This is a genomic window from Mesorhizobium sp. M0276 (assembly GCF_040321755.1).
Classification (GTDB): Bacteria; Pseudomonadota; Alphaproteobacteria; order Rhizobiales; family Rhizobiaceae; genus Mesorhizobium.
Window position 1 is genome coordinate 1 of the sequence record NZ_JAMYSC010000054.1, and the last position, 17,296, is coordinate 17,296.

The 17,296-nt window shown below is 63.7% G+C and carries 7 protein-coding genes; all 7 read right to left on the reverse strand.

Annotation, left to right across the window (positions count from 1 at the left end; translation table 11 throughout):
- Window positions 1–200: 200 nt before the first annotated feature.
- Window positions 201–1,982: a glucan ABC transporter ATP-binding protein/ permease gene (locus NKJ01_RS29500; protein WP_023762195.1), complete on the reverse strand. Its 1,782-nt coding sequence runs from the start codon at window positions 1,980–1,982 to the stop codon at window positions 201–203.
- 509 nt (window positions 1,983–2,491) lie between these two features.
- Window positions 2,492–11,095: a glycoside hydrolase family 94 protein gene (locus NKJ01_RS29505; RefSeq protein WP_352733507.1), complete on the reverse strand. Its 8,604-nt coding sequence runs from the start codon at window positions 11,093–11,095 to the stop codon at window positions 2,492–2,494.
- Between the two features lie 269 nt (window positions 11,096–11,364).
- Window positions 11,365–11,952 carry a HutD/Ves family protein gene (locus tag NKJ01_RS29510; RefSeq protein WP_352733510.1) on the reverse strand — a complete coding sequence of 196 codons (588 nt, stop codon included), beginning with the start codon at window positions 11,950–11,952 and terminating at the stop codon, window positions 11,365–11,367.
- Between the two features lie 11 nt (window positions 11,953–11,963).
- Window positions 11,964–13,634, reverse strand: a complete 1,671-nt coding sequence (gene hutU, locus NKJ01_RS29515) for a urocanate hydratase (protein WP_352733512.1) — start codon at window positions 13,632–13,634, stop codon at window positions 11,964–11,966.
- Window positions 13,635–13,659: 25 nt separating this feature from the next.
- Window positions 13,660–14,478: an N-formylglutamate deformylase gene (gene hutG / locus NKJ01_RS29520; protein ID WP_352733515.1), complete on the reverse strand. Its 819-nt coding sequence runs from the start codon at window positions 14,476–14,478 to the stop codon at window positions 13,660–13,662.
- Complete coding sequence (gene hutH, locus NKJ01_RS29525) at window positions 14,478–16,019, reverse strand: histidine ammonia-lyase (RefSeq protein WP_352733518.1); 1,542 nt, start codon at window positions 16,017–16,019, stop codon at window positions 14,478–14,480. The genes hutG and hutH overlap by 1 nt, the downstream gene beginning before the upstream one ends.
- Window positions 16,016–17,251, reverse strand: coding sequence for an imidazolonepropionase (gene hutI / locus NKJ01_RS29530; RefSeq protein WP_352733521.1), 1,236 nt, complete (start codon window positions 17,249–17,251; stop codon window positions 16,016–16,018). Before hutI ends, hutH begins: the two co-directional genes overlap by 4 nt.
- Between the last annotated feature and the right edge of the window lie 45 nt (window positions 17,252–17,296).

The following is a 17,296-nucleotide window of genomic DNA, read 5'->3' on the forward strand; positions in this document are numbered from 1 at the left end:
TCCCGCTCAGCCACAAACGACTCAAGGCACGATGGGCCGATCAAAACCTGCTTAGCCTCTTTACTCATATGCGATAGCCCTGCCCCTTGTGGGGAGGGTCGCTGCGAAGCAGCGGGGTGGGGGAGCGGCGATGGCGCCTGTACCCCCCACCCGGACCTACGGTCCGACCTCCCCACAAGGGGGAGGTAGAAGAAAGAAGATCAGGCCGCGGCTTCCTGCTGTTGCTGCACGGAGCGGCTGAGGCGGCGAACCTCCTCGTCGTTGAGCAGGCCTCCGGCGCGCAGCAGGCTGGCAAAGCGGCCATTGCGCAGCGACAGCTCGGTGAAGCCGCCCATCTCGATCACCCTGCCCTTGTCCATGAACACGACCAGATCGGCGTCGCGAACGGTGGTCAGGCGGTGGGCGATGATGAAGGTGGTGCGGTCGCGCCGCAACTCGTCGATCGCTTCCTTGACGCGATCCTCGGTCTCGACGTCGAGCGCGCTGGTCGCCTCGTCGAGCACCAGGATCGGTGCGTCCTTCAGCACGGCGCGGGCAATGGCGATGCGCTGGCGCTCGCCGCCCGACAACTGGCCGCCACGTTCGCCGACCAGCGTGTCGTAGCCATTGCTCTTCGACAGGATGAAGTCCTGCGCGGCAGCCGCATTGGCGGCGGCATGGATCTCGTCATTGCTCGCATCGGCACGGCCGACGCGGATGTTGTCCTCGATCGAGCGGTTGAGCAGGCCCGCATCCTGGAACACGGTGGCGATCGAATGGCGCAGCGACTTGCGGGTCACGGTGCGGGTGTCGATGCCGTCGATCAGGATACGGCCTTGCGATGGCGAGAAGACGCGCTGCAGCAAGTTGATGAGCGTCGTCTTGCCGGCGCCCGTCGGGCCGACAATGGCGACGGTCTGGCCAGCCTGGACCTCGAAGGACACGTCGTCGATGCCATGGCCAGAATTGGCGAATTCGAAACCGACATTCTCGAAGCGGACATGACCGGTGACGTTGGCGAGATCGCGCAAGCCGTCCGGCTCGGCGGCGTCGGCCGCGGAGTCCTCGAGATGGTAGAAGTCCTCGAGCTTGGCACGGGCCTCCGAAATCTGGTTCGCGAACGCCGACATCTGGTCGAGCCTGGCGATCAGCAGCGTGGCAAAGCCGGTGAAGGCGATGACGTCGCCGATGCGCAGCTGACCGTGGGTGACCAGATAGGCGCCGATCAACAGTACGACCATCATCGAGATCGTCGAGGACAGGCGATGCAGCGCATTGGCCATCGCCCACCAGTCGAGCACCGGGTTCTGGGCGTCGAGCAGGTTCTTGACATAGAGGCGCAGCGTATCGGCCTCGTGGCCGAGACGATTGTAGCTCTGCAACACGGCAACATTGCTGACCGAGTCGGTCACGTGCGCGAACACCTTATGGTAGTGGCGCTCCACGGCGGCCTGACCCGCCTTGGTGCGCTTCATCACCAGCCGGCCGATACCGACATAGAGCGCACCGAGCGCCAGCAGCACCATAGACATGCGCAGGTCCATGCTGACCGCGGTCGGGATCAGCAGGAACAGCGCAACCACCGTCGACAGGTGCTGACGCATGAATTCGAGCCACAGGCTGAACAGCGTCTCGACCGCGCGCAGCAGGGTGTGCAGGGCGTTGGAGGTGCCGCGCTGGTGGTGCCAGGCAAGCGGCATGGTGATCACGCGCTCGAACGAGTCGCAAAGCACCTCGCTACGGCGCTTGTGGGCAAAGCGGTCCGCGCCGCGCGCCACCAGCACGAATGCCACGATGTTGAAAGCGCCGAGGCCAGCCCACAGGGCAAGTGTCGTAAACACCGAGCCGCGTTCGGAAATCGCATCGATCACCCGTCCGAACATGATCGGCTCAAGAATGGCGATGATGGCGAGAGCCACATTGGCCGAACAGATCAACGCGACGCGCTTCCTGTCCTGGGCGAGATATCCGAGCGCTCGCCAGTAGATTTGCAGAAGGGTCACCCCAGTTACTCCGCCATGCTGTTTATTGTGCACTGCATCATTTGACTCGTATCGGTTGATACGTCGCAAAACAATGGCCGTGTACCTCTTCAGTTCCCTCAGAGCGAACAAAAGATGGCGACGTTCCGAAATCTGCCGTGATCACCTAACGGTTTGAGAAGACAGGTAAAATGTCAGGCATACGGCGAAATCATGGCAGTTGGCACACGCTGCCACAATTTTAATCAGCGGCAATGTCGGGCGCATGACCAAGGCCGAAATCTCCTTCTGCGCAGTATAGGCCAAAGCCAAGTGCGCTTGCGCCCCGCCTAGCGACGGGGACTACGTCTCGTCGCTCGAGGCGACCGTTACGGCGCACCCCAAGCCTTTGATTTCATGTGCTTCTCAGAGGCATCGCCTTCAGCCGGGCCGACGGCAACGCCGGACGGCATGGCGCCGCGCATCTCGTCATGGCCCAAAAACCGAGCCCCGGGGCTAGGTCCGGGAGCACGCTTTTGGGGCAACATGCATCAGGCCGGGATCCTGACGATGACGTCGGTAACTTCGCCAGCCCTCAGTTCGAGCGCCGAAGCCTTGGTCTTTGCCCCGTTCACCTCCAGCGTCACGGCCTTGGCCTTATTGTCGCGGATGACGCGAACCTTGAGTTCCGCCCCCAGCATCTTGAGGGTTGCCGAATAGCCGTCCCAGTGAGTGGGTAGTTTCGGCTTGAACTGGACACGCTTGCCGCGCCGTTCGATGCCGAGGATGCCTTCTACCGCCGCCCTGTAGAGCCAGCCGGCGGAGCCGGTGTACCAGGTCCAGCCGCCACGGCCGCCCTTGTTGTTGCCGGCATTGCCGTCCCCGGCATAGATATCGGCCGCCACGACATAAGGTTCGACGCGATAGTGCTCGGCCGAGGCCTCGTCGATCGCATGGTTGACGGGGTTCAGCATCGAGAAACAGCGATAGGCCTCGTCGGTCCGCCCCATCTCGGCAAGCGCGATGACGAACCATGTGGCGGCGTGGGTGTACTGGCCGCCATTCTCGCGCACACCGGGCGGATAGCTCTTGATATACCCTGGGTCTTTATCCGTCTTCGAGAAGGGCGGCGTGAACAGCTTGACGATCTTGAGCTTGTCGTCGACGAGCAGCTTGGTCGCCTGCTCCATCGCCGTCGTCGACCGCGCCGGATCGCCCTCTCCCGAAAGCACGCTCCAGGACTGGGCGATCGAGTCGATCTTGCATTCCTGCGATGTTCGCGACCCCAGCGGGCTGCCATCGTCGAAGCTGCCGCGCCGATACCACTCGCCGTCCCATGCCGTGCTTTCAAGCGCCCGCTTCAGCACGTCGGCATGTTTCGCCCAGGCCTGTGCACGCTTGGCATCGCCCTCGACCTTGGCAACGGGAGCGAAGTCACCCAGAGTTTTCAACAGGAACCAGCCGAGCCATACGCTCTCGCCCTTGCCGTGCCCGCCGACGCGGTTCATGCCGTCGTTCCAGTCGCCGCCGAGGATCAGCGGCAGGCCCGCAGGGCTGCTGCGCTTGATGGCGAGATCGAGCGCGCGCGCGCAATGGTCGTAGAGCGACGCCGTCTTCTTCGAGATTTCCGGAGTGAAGAAGGCATCGTGCTCATCATCGCCCAGCGCCTGCCCGTCGATGAAGGGCAATTGCTCCTTCAGTATGGTGACATCACCGGTGACCAACAGGTAGCGCGCCGTGGCGTGAGCCAGCCAGACCACGTCGTCGGAGATCAGGGTGCGCACGCCGGCACCGGTGCGCGGCAGCCACCAGTGCTGGACGTCGCCTTCGGGGAATTGCCGCCGTGCCGCGTTGAGTATCTGGTCGCGCGCCAGTTGCGGATCATGCGCCAGCAACGCAAGCGTATCCTGCAACTGGTCGCGGAAGCCGAACGCACCACTGGCCTGATAGAAGGCGGAGCGGGCACGGATCCGACAGGCCAGGCTCTGATAGGGCAGCCAGTGATTGACCATGGCGTCGAGTGCCTTGTCCGGCGTCTCGACCTGGATGGTGTCGAGGAAGCCACGCCACTCGCGCTCATTGTCGGCCAGACGCTGGTCGAAATCCTTGGCCCGGTGCTTCCGCACCAAGGCACTCGCCTCCTCGGCGGATTCGGCGTCACCGAGCAGCCAGAGCAGCGTCACGTCGCCGCCGGCCGGAATCTCAATGTCGCGGGCGATCGCCGCGCACGGATCGTCGCCGGCCTCGACACGGTCCGACAGTCCAGCACCGCTTAGCACCGCCTGCGGAAGCTCGCTGGAGCCATGCCGGCCGAGGAACTCCGAGCGGTCGGATGTCACCGAATGGACGCCGCCATCAGCGGCGAGGAAGGCCACCCGCTCGCCGAAATCGAGCCCATAGGGATTTTGCGCCAGCAACGCGCCGCTGGCAGCGTCCCGCGCCGGAACGATGGTTGCCGCCGTGCGCGACCGATGCCCGCCGAGCACCCATTCGGCATAGGCATACACACGCAGCCGTGCCGGCACCGAACCGGCATTCTGGATACGCAGCCGCGAAATTTTCACCGGATCGACCGGATCGACGACATGGGTAAAATCCATCGACAACGGCCCGCGTTTCGAACGGAAGGTCGAGAAACCCTGGCCATGCCAGGCCTCGTAGGTCATCGAGGGATCGCGCACCATGGCGGCGAGCGGCGAGAACGCCTTGCCGCTGGCTTGATCGTAGATGTAGAGGCCCTCGCCCGGCCGGTTCGAAACCGGATCATTCGACCACGGCGTCAACTGGTAGTCGCGGCTGTTTCGGCTCCAGGTGAATGCAGCACCCTCGGCCGAGGTATGGAAGCCGAACGAAGCGTTGGAGACGACGTTGATCCAGGGCTGCGGCGTCGTCCGCCGGCCGGCCAGGCGCACGACATAGTGCCGCCCGTCGCCATCGAAACCGCCAAACCCGTTCCACTGGCTGAGCCCGCTTCCATCGGCGCTGACATTGGCCACCGCCTGCGAGGCGAATGCATGGGTCGCGGGCGTCGGCGATGGCAGTTCACGCGGAACCGGCAATGCTGCCGGCAACAGGGCGTCGCGCGCCTGCAAAGCCGCTGCTTCGGCCCGCTCGATCTGGTCGAAGATGGTGCCGTTGCGCGTGTGCAGGACGACGCGGGCGACGGCGAGCAGCGTCTTGTAGGTCGTATCGTCCATAAGATCGCGGCGCACCGCGAAAATGTGCTGGCGAGGTCCGAGCTCCTTGCCGCGCAAACGGCTGTTTTCGCATAGCGTCTCGACCGCCCGTTGCAGGTCCTGGACATAGGAGGACGCCTGCTCGTTGACGACGACGAAGTCGATCATCATGCCACGGCTGCGCATATATTCCTGGAAACGCAACGCCTGGGCGACGATTTCCAGATCGGCCACGTCACCGATCCTGACCAGGAAGATCGGGAAATCGCCGGAAATGCTGGTCGGCCACAGGCTCGACTGCTTGCCCAGCCCCGTGGAAATGGACTCGGCGGGAAGACGCAGGAACGGATCCGGATAGATCAGGTAGCGCGCCAGCTTCTGGACATTGGCGGCATCGGTCAGGCTGAGGCCCATATGACGCGTCTGGACCTGGCTGCGCGTCCAGGCGAGCATGGCCTGGCGGGCAAAACTCTCGGGATGATCGAGCCGGGCGATAGCCTCGTCCAGTTCGGCACGGCCGGCGCCGACCACAGTCCAGAAAGTCAACGATATCTTCTTGTTGGCCGGCACCCGCACTTGCCGGCGCAGCGAGGCGACGGGATCGAGCGTGAAGCCTGAATGGCCGCCGAGCCTGGCGCCCGGATCGAACGCGGCTGCGTCGACAATGGTACGGCCACGGCCGATGAAGGCGCGCCTGTCGGTCTCGGCCTCGGCATCGCGCGCCGATCCTGATGGATCGGTGACGAAATGCACCATGGCGATATCGGGCTCGCTGGTCTCGCGCTTGCGCCGTGTGGCGAAGATCGCCGCGTTATTCGCAGAGATTTCGGTTTCCACGAACATCTTCGAGAAGGCCGGATGCGCGTTGTCGGATGCTTCCAGACCGAGCACCAGTTCGGCAAAAGAGGTCACTTCAATGTGACGGTCGGATGGGCCATCATTGTAGAGCGTGACCCGACGCCCCTCGCCGTTGCCTTCCGAAACGACGATACATTCGACCTCGGAGCGCAACGTCCCCACCGATTTGACGAAGCTCGCCTTGTCGTCGGAGAACAAGGTCTGCGCCGTTTCCTCGGCCGCACGCTTCGGCTCCGATGTCGCCGACCACCAGTCGCCGGTATCGGCGTCTCGCAGGAAGATGTAGGACCCAAGCCGGTCCTCGGTCGGGTCCGGCTGCCAGCGGGTGACGGCGAGATCGCCCCAGCGGCTGTAGCCCGAGCCGGTCGCCGTGACCATCACCGAATAACGTCCGTTCGACATGACGCTGGTCGAGCGCAGCGATTGCAGCGGGTTGAGCACGATGCGGGTGTCAGGGCTCTCGATCTCGGTCTCGTCCTTGGAGCGTTCGTCGGCCTCGGTCCTGACGGTCGCGGTCGGAATGTCGCGGGGCGCCCTCTCCTGCAGCAGCAGTTCGGCCGATTCGATGACCGGATCGCTGTGGAAGCGGTCGCGCATGCGACCTTCGAAGATGGCGTCGGCGACCGCCACGATCGACATGCCCGAATGGTGCGCCATGTAGTTTTGCACGACGACATGGTCGGTGCCTTCCGGCACGCGCTGCGGCGTGAAGTCGACGGCGTCGTAGTAGCCGTGGCGGCCTAGTGCGCCGACTTCCCTGAGCCGGGCGAGATTGTGCACGGCCTCACGCGGGTTGAACTGTGCCGCCAATATGGTGGCGTAAGGTGCGATTACCGTGTTTTGGCCAAGGCCGCGCTTCAGCCCGAGGCCGGGCACGCCGAAATTGGTGTACTGGTAGGTCAGTTCACGGTCGCGGGCATTGTAGGCCGCTTCGGAAATGCCCCACGGTACGTTCTTCTGGCGGCCATACTGGATCTGGCGCTTGATGATCAGCTTGCTGGTCTGGTTGAGGATCGAACCGTGCGGCTCCTTCATCACCAGCGGCGGCATCAGATATTCGAACATCGAGCCGGACCACGACATCAGCGCGCCCTGAAACCCGATCTCGACGATCGGTCGGCCAAGCCGGAACCAGTGCTCGGTCGGCAGGTCGCCCTTGGCGATGGCGAAAAGGCTGGTCAGCCGCGCCTCGGAAGCCAGAAGGTCGTAGCAGCTTTCGTCGAGCTGGTGTTCCTCGACCCGGTAGCCGATCGACAGCAATTTGCGCTCCGGCCGCATCAGGAAGGAGAAATCCATCTCGAAGGCGAAGCGGCGCGTGCGCTCGCGCAGGGTGATCAGCTTGGCACGCAATGCCTCGACGGCATTGTCGTCGCTGTGCGCGTCGTGGACATGCGCCTCGCAGGTGGCCTCCAGCCTTGCCGCCCAGTCGACGATGACGTCGCTCTGGGGCGACGCCGCCTCGGTGTGGATAGCTGTGGCAAGCTTGCGGATCTCGCCGGCAAGCACAGCCAGGTTGATGGTGCGGATCGACGCCATCTCCGGCTGCGCCTTGATGGTGTCGACCGCGCGCCGCATGCCGTCGAGACGGTCGGCGAGGCGCTGGCGCAGGGGGCGCAGCTGGCGACGGTCATCGGGCAACTCATCAAGGCTTTCGCTGAGAACGGTGACCGTGTCGAGAATGCCTTCGAAATCACCCTGGAGATGGACGGAGGGTGCCTCCGCCCATTCGGCGCAGGCTGCCGCCACAGCCACCAGATGGCCGGCAAGATTGCCGCTGTCGACGGCCGAGATGTAGAGCGGGTAGAGCGGCTTCAGTGTCGTCGTGTCGTACCAGTTGAAGAGGTGGCCGCGGTCGCGCGGCATACCCTCGATCGTCGACATGGTGGCGTCGATGCGGGTGATGGCATCGGACAGGCTGATCCAGCCGAAATCGCGGGCCGATACGACGGACAGCAGGTAGACGCCGATATTGGTCGGCGAGGTACGTGGTGCGACGACCGGCGCCGGGCTTTCCTGGAAATTGTCGGGCGGCAGATGGTGGTGCTCTGACGTCACGAAGCTTTCGAAATAGTGCCATGTGCGCCGTGCCACCGTGCGCAACGCATGGATGTCAGCTTGCGATATGCGCAAGCGATCCTCGGTTTCGGCCGAACGGCTGATCCAACTGGCGATGGCGGGCGAGCCAATCCAGAACAGCGCGAAGAAGAAGGCGACGAAGGCACCGGTGGAATCGGCCAGCACCGGAATGGCAAGGCCGACGAAGCCGATGATCACGGCGCCATACATCATGCCGTAATAGGAACCGACACTATTGTCGCCGCTCTTATGCGCCTGCGAGGCAGTCCGCCATTCCAAAAGATTCTGGCGGCTGACGAACAGCCGGTACAGCGTGCGGACGATGGCATCGCCCATCATCCAGGCGTTGTGCGCCATCAGTACGATCTTCAGCGCCACCATGGCGGTGCCGAAGGCAACGTCGCGTGCCAGGGCCGAAAAATGGCCGCGCGGCGTCTGGTCGCCGCTCTTGGGAAGGATGGCGTTGACGATGTTGAATGTCGGCGCCATGAACAGGCTGAGGATCAGCAAGGCCTGCCATTGCGCCGCCTGCGTGAAGGGCAGCAGCGTCCAGCCGCCGATCGCCGCCATCACCCAGAAGATCGGTGTCAGCGAGCGGCGCAGATTGTCGATCATCTTCCAGCGCGACAGAGCCGGCACGCCGGAGCGCGGATCGAGCATGAAGCCGAGCAGCTGCCAGTCGCCGCGTGCCCAGCGATGGTGGCGCGAGGCATCGACCGAATAGCGCGTCGGATAGTCTTCGACCAGTTCGACGTCGGTGACCAGCGCCGCGCGCGCCAGCGCGCCTTCCAGCAGATCGTGGCTGAGGATGGTGTTTTCCTCGATTCGGCCCTGCAGCGCCGCCTCGAAGGCGTCGACATGATAGAGGCCCTTTCCAGTGAAAGATCCGTCGCCGAAGACGTCCTGGTAGAGATCGGACACGGCAAAGACATAGGGGTCGAGGCCGCGATTGGCCGAAAAGACCCGCTGGAAAAACGATGCATCGTCGCCGCTGGTCAGCGACGCGGTGATGCGCGGCTGCAGGATCGCATAGCCAGCCGTGACGACGCGCTTGCTGGCATCGAAATGCGGGCGGTTGAGCGGGTGGCAAAGCTTGCCGACCATGGTCGCGACCGCGTCTCGAGTGGTGCGCGTGTCGGCATCGAGCGTCATCACATGGACGACGTTCTCCGGTAACGGCACATCGAGCGGCAGGAAGGTGGTGTCGCTGTCACCGCGCAGCAGAAGGTCGAGCTCGTGCAGCTTGCCGCGCTTGCGCTCCCAGCCCATCCAGGACCCTTGAGCCGCATTGAAGAGCCTGCGCCGGTGCAGGATGTAGAAACGCGGCGCACCTTCGGAGGGATAGCGGTCGTTGAGACGGGCGATCTCGGCGCGGGCGAATTCGAGGATTTCAGTATCCGCCGCATCGATCTCGGTCTTGCTGTCGGGCCAGTCCGACAGCAGCGCGAAATGGATTTCATCGGCTGTGTTGGCGAGATGATGCACCTCGATGTTGCGGACATTCTCCTCGACGTCGTCCCGTGAACCGATCAGCGACGGCACCACCACCAGCGTGCGCGCCTCGGGCGGCACGCCGTGCCTGTAATCGTAGCCGACGAGGCGCGTCGGTTTGAGGAACAGCGAAACGACAGTGTTGAAGAAGGCGAGCGCGCCCTCGCTGGCCGGCACTGCAAACAGCACCAGCATCAGGGCGATCGACGGCACCGACAGGCCGAGATTGGCGAGTGCATTGCCGGAGAGGACCAGAAGCAGGGCCGTCAGCGCAAACACCGGCACGACGATGCCAAGCCATCCGGTCTTGCGGAAGGCTCGTTTGAACGTCTGGCTGACGGTAGGCCGATAGCCGATCGCTTTCTCCAGCTCCAGCCGGCGTGGGCCGACGAGAAAGAAACCCACATCGGTGTGGGCGGATGGCGTTGATACGGCATCGCCGACATCATCGCGCAACATGGTCTCGCCGGCAGCGTGGCCGGCCAGTTCGATGGCTTTGTCGGCGACACGATATTCGGAGAGGTCCGAGCGGCGCGCCAGTTCCTCGATCGCAGTCCGGTACTGGTCACGCGAGAAGAAGTCGAGCGCGGCGAAATCGGTGCGCTCGCGCAGCACCGTATCGATGCGGCTGACGCCTTCGAACCAAACGGTCCAGTCGACGTCGTTGATGAGGCGCAGGCCGCGGATGATGTTGCCTGTCGTCACATTGCCGCTGGACAGCGTCTGATGCTCGGAAATGATGATTTCCTCGGCGTCGGAGCCGGCCTTTTCGAGTTCACCTTCCAGCCATTCCAAGGCCTTGCCGGCGTTCTGCGATCCATCGCGCAGACGGTAGAGCAGCTGGGTGGCAAAGGTGGTGTCCTGCGCATGGACGCTGAAGTTGGACAGGATTGCCTGCCGGTCGGAACTGTCGTCGATCGCCAGAACCTTGTCCGCCACATCATTGGCGATCTGGCGCATCTGACGGGTGCGATTGACCCTGACCGCCAACCGGCGGAGATTCTCGATCAGGACGAAGCGCAACAGGGAAGGCAGCGCCCAGAGCTCGCCGATCTTCAGCGGCTCGACCGATTGAAAACCCTGGACGATGGACTTGAACATCGTCGCCGAGACGGAGCTGTCCGAATGCGCCATATAGGTCCAGGCCAGCGCCAGCGCACGCGGCACGCTGCCGTTATCAGGCAGTTTCAGGGTCGGCAGCTGGCGATAGAAGCGGCGCGGCAGATCGCGCTTGACCTGGAAAATAGTCTCTTCGACCAGATAATTGTTGTCGAGCAGCCATTGAGCCGACGGCGTGATCGTCTCGCCCCTCGCCTGCGCCGCATTCGTCGACCGGTAGACTTCCAAAATCTTCTTGGCACTGTCACGGATACGGGCCTGAAAATCGAAAGGCGTCAGGCCGAACAAATCCGTGAGGTCGCCGTTTGCCAGCCTTTCACCGAGCAGCCGAAGGCGCTCCTCAGGCAGGTAATTGGAGCGGATCGGCTCTTCGGTGATGGCCGGGAAGCTCGCGCTTGTCTTCTCGATTTGGGCAGGGGTCGTCTGAATATTCATTGAAAATTCCGTAAGCGGGGCAGTCAGCGGCGTCACCGCCACGGCAATGGCCCTAAAACCGATTCAATTGCAATTGGTTGCATAAGCCCCATTTGCCGAAAGTTTGTTTCCGCACCGCGACAGGGCGTCATCTCTCAGCGAAAAACAACGACGAGCGCCCCTCTTCCCGTCGGGATCGATCGACGGAAAGGATTCGGGCTTTTTCGTGATGCCCGCCTTCAGCTTACGCTATTATTCGCCGGCATCGCGATCATGTTTGGAAACAGGCGTTAACCATTGCCGGAAATGCCGCCGATCCGGATCACGAACAGCGTTGCGTCATGGGCTGGCCGGGCAAGCAGGCTGGCGCTGTCCGGACCGGCTATCAACGTGTCCAGCGCTCCGAGGCGAACCGGTTCGGCGCCGGGCACAGTGACTTCGCCGTTCAAGCACAAGATGAGGGTCGTACCGGCTTCAGTCCGGATTTCCGCAGGTGTCGAAATCGACAGGCGTTCGACCGAATGCCTCATCCGGCTTCTGCGGGTCATGACATTGAGATCGGTGATCGGCCCGCCGATCAGCGTGGCCGAGGTCTGCACGTCGGCCGGGAAGGAAAACAGGGCGGTCGCCCTGTTTATGGATGTCGGCGGGTAGCCGGCAATCTCGAGGACGATGCCCTCGCCTACGAGCACGGCAAGGGTGCGATCGATGCCGGCAAACTGCGAGAACGGGCCGCTCGATTCGACGCGCGCCATCGAGACGCGCCAGTCGAAGTCGTCGAGGCCGGCCCCAATGGGCGAAACGGCGATTTCGGTCGTCACGCCACCGCCGTTCTTCCACGGCATCGACCGGTATTCGGCTGCCCGCAGGATGCGCATCGGTCAGCCAATCAGCCGAGAATGCCGGGCAGGTTGAGCTGGTGCTCCTTGGCGCATTCGATGGCCGTGTCGTAACCGGCATCGGCGTGGCGCATCACGCCGGTCGCCGGGTCATTCCACAATACCCGTTCCAGGCGTTTGGCCGCTTCGCGCGTGCCGTCGGCGACGATGACCATGCCGGCGTGCTGCGAGAAGCCCATACCGACGCCGCCGCCATGGTGCAGCGACACCCAGGTGGCGCCCGACGCCGTGTTGAGCAATGCGTTGAGCAGCGGCCAGTCGGACACGGCATCCGAGCCGTCCTTCATCGACTCCGTTTCGCGGTTCGGCGAGGCGACCGAGCCGGAATCGAGGTGATCGCGGCCGATGACGACCGGCGCCGTCAGCTCGCCCTTGGCCACCATCTCGTTGAAAGCGAGGCCGAGCCGATGCCGGTCCCCGAGACCAACCCAGCAGATACGTGCCGGCAACCCTTGAAAGGCGATGCGCTCACGCGCCATATCGAGCCAGTTGTGCAGATGGGTATTGCCGGGCGTCAGTTCGCGCACCTTGGCGTCGGTCTTGTAGATATCCTCCGGATCACCCGACAGGGCCGCCCAGCGGAACGGGCCGATGCCACGGCAGAACAGCGGACGGATATAGGCCGGCACGAAACCGGGGAAGGCGAAAGCGTTCTCGAAGCCTTCTTCCTTGGCCACCTGGCGAATGTTGTTGCCATAGTCGAGCGTCGGTACACCGGCGTTCCAGAACGCCACCATCGCCTCGACATGTTCGCGCATCGAAGCGCGGGCCGCCTTCTCGACCGCCTTGGGATCGCTGACGCGCTTCTCGCGCCATTCGGCCATCGTCCAGCCCTTCGGCAGATAGCCATTGATGGGGTCATGAGCCGAAGTCTGGTCTGTGACCATATCGGGACGGATACCGCGCCTGAATATTTCGGGAACGATCTCAGCGGTATTGCCCAGCAGGCCTACCGACTTCGCCTCGCCAGCCTTGGTCCAGCGCTCGATCATCTCCATCGCTTCATCGAGCGTCTCGGCCTTCTCGTCGACATAGCGTGTGCGCAGGCGGAAATCGATCGAGTCCGGATTGCATTCGATCGCCAGGCAGCAGGCTCCTGCCATGACAGCGGCGAGCGGCTGGGCGCCGCCCATGCCGCCGAGCCCGCCAGTCAAGATCCATTTTCCCTTCAGATTGCCGCCATAGTGCTGGCGACCGGCCTCGACGAAGGTCTCGTAAGTGCCCTGCACGATGCCTTGCGTGCCGATGTAGATCCACGAGCCGGCCGTCATCTGGCCGTACATCATCAGGCCCTTCTTATCGAGCTCGTTGAACTTTTCCCAGTTGGCCCAATGCGGCACGAGGTTGGAGTTGGCGATCAGCACACGCGGAGCGTCCGGATGGGTGCGGAAGACGCCGACCGGCTTGCCCGACTGCACCAGCAAAGTCTCGTCATCGGCCAGCGTCCTCAACGACGCGACGATGCGGTCAAAATCGTTCCAGGTGCGCGCCGCCCTGCCGATGCCGCCATAGACGACCAGTTCGTTGGGATTTTCGGCGACGTCCGGATCGAGATTGTTCATCAGCATGCGCAGCGGTGCTTCCGTCAGCCAGGAGCGGGCACTGATTTCCGTGCCTCGCGGGCTGCGGACTTCGCGGATGTTGTGGCGAGGATTGTTCATGGCGTCACTCCAAAAGGATCGAATTTCAGACGCGCGCCCAGGATGTCGCGGCCTCTAGGATTTTCCGCAGCGTGGCGCGGATCGGTGCTGCGAACTCGGCATCGTAAGGCACCGGCCAGTTGTCCGGCATACCCTTGCCCTCGGGCTCGCGCATGTAGCCGCGGTTGGAGAGTTCCATCTGCAGCGCATGCACGCCCTGTTGCGGCTGGCCGAAATAGCGTGTGATCCAGCCGCCCTTGAAGCGGCCATTGACGGCGGAGGCTTCGCCGGTTTCGGCCATGATCTGACCGATCATCGTCTGCAGGGCCGGATCGGCGCTCTTGCCGTCATTGGTGCCGAGATTGAACACCGGCAGCATGCCGTCGAACAGGCGCGGTAGCACCGAGCGGATCGAGTGGCAGTCATAGACGACGATCTTTTCGTGCAGGCCTCGCAGCCGGTCGATCTCGGCCTGCAGCGCGGCATGGTAGGGCGCGAAGAATTTTTCACGGCGCTCGTCGATCTCCGACGGCCCCGGTTCTTCGCCCTCCCGATACAGCGGATCGCCGTCGAAAGTCTCGGTCGGGCACAGGCCAGTCGTCGCCTGACCGGGATAGAGCGAGGCGCCGGACGGATCACGGTTGACGTCGATGACGGTGCGCGAGATAGCCGTGTGCACGACGGTCGCCCCAAGGTCGGTGGCGAAATCGTAAAGCTTGTCGATCCACCAGTCACAATCGCGACGGCCAAGCCAGGGCGACACCAGCCGGTTCTCGAGGCCGGCGAGGTCGATGCCGGTGTGCGGGATCGAGACCAGCAACGGGGCCGTGCCGCGCGTTATCGTGAGCCACGGCGCGCTTGCCATCATGCCGCTCCAGAAATCGACGGCAGCGCTACGGTGCCGGCAGCCCTGATGGTCGCGCCGCTGCGCACCATGGCGATGGCCTTTTCCATGTCGGGGTGGAAATGCCGGTCATTGTCGAGATGAGGCACCTCGGCCCGGACCAGCTTGCGCACGGCTTCAAGTGCCGCGCTCGACGCCAGCGGAGCATGGAAGTCGCAGCCTTGTGCCGCTGCCAGCAATTCGATGCCGATGACCGCGGTGGCGTTCTCGACCATGCCGATCAGCCGGCGCGCGCCATGCGCGGCCATCGAAACGTGGTCTTCCTGGTTGGCCGAAGTGGGTATCGAATCGACGCTGGCCGGATAGGCTTTCTGCTTGTTCTCGGAAACCAGGGCTGCCGCCGTCACCTGCGGGATCATGAAGCCGGAGTTCAAGCCGGGCTTCGGCGTCAGGAAGGCCGGCATGCCCGACAATGCCGGGTCGACCAGCATGGCGATTCGGCGTTCCGACAGTGAACCGATCTCGCAGACCGCAAGCGCGATCATGTCGGCGGCGAAGGCCACCGGCTCGGCGTGGAAATTGCCGCCCGAAAGCGCGGTGTCGTTCTCGGCGAAGATCAGCGGATTGTCGGTGACGCCATTGGCCTCGGTGCCCAGCATGTCGGCGGCCTGGCGCAGGACGGTGAGTGCCGCGCCCATGACCTGCGGCTGGCAGCGCAAGCAATACGGATCCTGCACCCGCTCGTCTCCAACCCGGTGCGATTCACGGATGGCGCTGCCGGCCATCAAATTGCGCAGCGCGTCCGCCGTCTCGATCTGGCCGCGATGTTGTCTCAGCGCATGGATGCGTGGGTCGAAGGGGGCGTCCGAGCCTTTTGCCGCATCGGTCGATAGCGCACCGGCGACCAGTGCAGACTGATAGAGCACTTCGGCCTCGAACAGGGCAGCCAGCGCATAGGCGGTCGAGAACTGCGTGCCATTCAGCAACGCCAGACCTTCCTTGGCGCCCAAGGTCACGGGCTCCAGCCCGTGCGAGACGAAGGCCACCTTGGCCGGGAAACGGCCGTGCGGGGTAAAGCATTCGCCGACGCCGATCATCACCGCCGTCATGTGCGACAGCGGGGCAAGGTCGCCGGAGGCGCCGACAGACCCTTGCGCCGGCACCACCGGGATGACGTCGTTCGCCAGCATGCCTTCGAGCAATTCGATGGTCTGCGGCCGCACGCCGGACGCACCTTGCGCCAGGCTGGCGAGCTTCAGCGCCATCATCAGCCGGCAAATGGCTGATGGCATCGGCTCGCCGACACCGGCGGCATGCGACAGCACGATGTTGCGCTGCAAGGTCTCGAGATCCTCCGCGGGGATGCGGACGCTGGCCAGCTTGCCGAAGCCGGTGTTGATGCCATAGACCGGCTCGCCCTTGGCAACGATCCTGGCGACGGCTTCGGCGCTCGCCTTGATTTTCGGCCGGCAGGCATGGTCCAGCTTGGGCACGGCGCCGCGGTAGATGGCGCGCCAGTCGGCCAGCGTCGCGTTGCCGGGCTTTAGGGTTAGTTCGGTCATTGTCCTCTCCAGATGCGGGCATGCAGCGGATTGAAGCCCATGCGGTAGACGAGTTCGGCGGGGCGCTCGATGTTCCAGATCGCCAGATCGGCGGATTTTCCGGCTTCGAGCGTGCCGGTTTCACCCAGCTTACCAAGCGCACGGGCGGCCTCGCGGGTGACGCCGGCAAGGCATTCGTCGACCGTCAGGCCAAACAGGGTCGCCGCCATATTCATGGCCAGAAGCAGCGAGGTCAGCGGCGAGGTGCCGGGATTGTTGTCGGTGGCGACAGCCATCTTGACGCCTTGCTGGCGAAACAGGCCGATCGGCGGCTTCTTGGTTTCGCGAATGAAGTAGTAGGCGCCGGGCAGGATCGTCGCCACGGTTCCCGCCCTGGCCATCGCCGCTGCACCCGCCTCATCGGTGTATTCGAGATGATCTGCCGACAGTGCGCCATAGCGGGCGGCGAGTTCGGCGCCGTGCAGGTTGGACAGTTGGTCGGCATGGAGCTTGACCGGCAGGCCGGCGGCCTTGGCCGCATCGAAGACGCGCGCCATCTGGTCCGGTGAAAAGGCAATGCCCTCGCAAAAGCCGTCGACGGCATCGGCCAGCCCCTCGGCGGCAATCGCCGGGAGAATTTCTTTGGCGACCAGATCGATAAAGCTGTCCTTGTCACCCTCGGCTTCCGGCGGCAGGGCATGGGCGCCGAGGAAGGTTGTGCGGATCGTCACCGGACGCACGTTGCCCAACTGCCGCGCAGCACGCAGCGATTTTTTCTCATTTTCCAGATCGAGCCCATAGCCCGACTTGATCTCAACCGTGGTCACAGCCTCAGCGATCAGCGCATCGAGGCGGGGTAGCGATTGCGCGACCAACTCGCGCTCGCTGGCGGCGCGCAGCGACTTGACCGAGGAGACAATGCCGCCGCCAGCCCTGGCGACCTCTTCATAAGTGGCACCGGCCAGCCGCATCTCGAACTCGTTGGCGCGGTTGCCGGCATGAACCAGATGGGTGTGGCAGTCGATCAGGCCGGGCGTGATCCAGCGGCCCTCGCAATCGATCGTCTCGGCACCCTTGGCAAATGCCGCAGGGATCTCCGATTCGGGACCGGCATAGACTATGCGGCCGTCACGTGCAGCGATCGCGCCCCGTTCGACGATGCCTAGTCCGGCCTCGTTTTCGGCCAACGTCGCCAAGCGTGCATTGCGCCAGATGCGAACCGCCCCTGCCCGGCTTTTGCTCTCTGCAACCATCATCTTTTCCGTTTCAATCGATGGCGATTATGTATATACATATTG

Coding starts and splice junctions, on each gene's coding strand:
- NKJ01_RS29505 (WP_352733507.1), bottom strand. CDS start 11,095: ATGAATATTCAGACGACCCCTGCCCAAATCGAGAAGACAAGCGCGAGC.
- NKJ01_RS29510 (WP_352733510.1), bottom strand. CDS start 11,952: ATGCGCATCCTGCGGGCAGCCGAATACCGGTCGATGCCGTGGAAGAAC.
- hutU (WP_352733512.1), bottom strand. CDS start 13,634: ATGAACAATCCTCGCCACAACATCCGCGAAGTCCGCAGCCCGCGAGGC.
- hutG (WP_352733515.1), bottom strand. CDS start 14,478: ATGGCAAGCGCGCCGTGGCTCACGATAACGCGCGGCACGGCCCCGTTG.
- hutH (WP_352733518.1), bottom strand. CDS start 16,019: ATGACCGAACTAACCCTAAAGCCCGGCAACGCGACGCTGGCCGACTGG.
- hutI (WP_352733521.1), bottom strand. CDS start 17,251: ATGGTTGCAGAGAGCAAAAGCCGGGCAGGGGCGGTTCGCATCTGGCGC.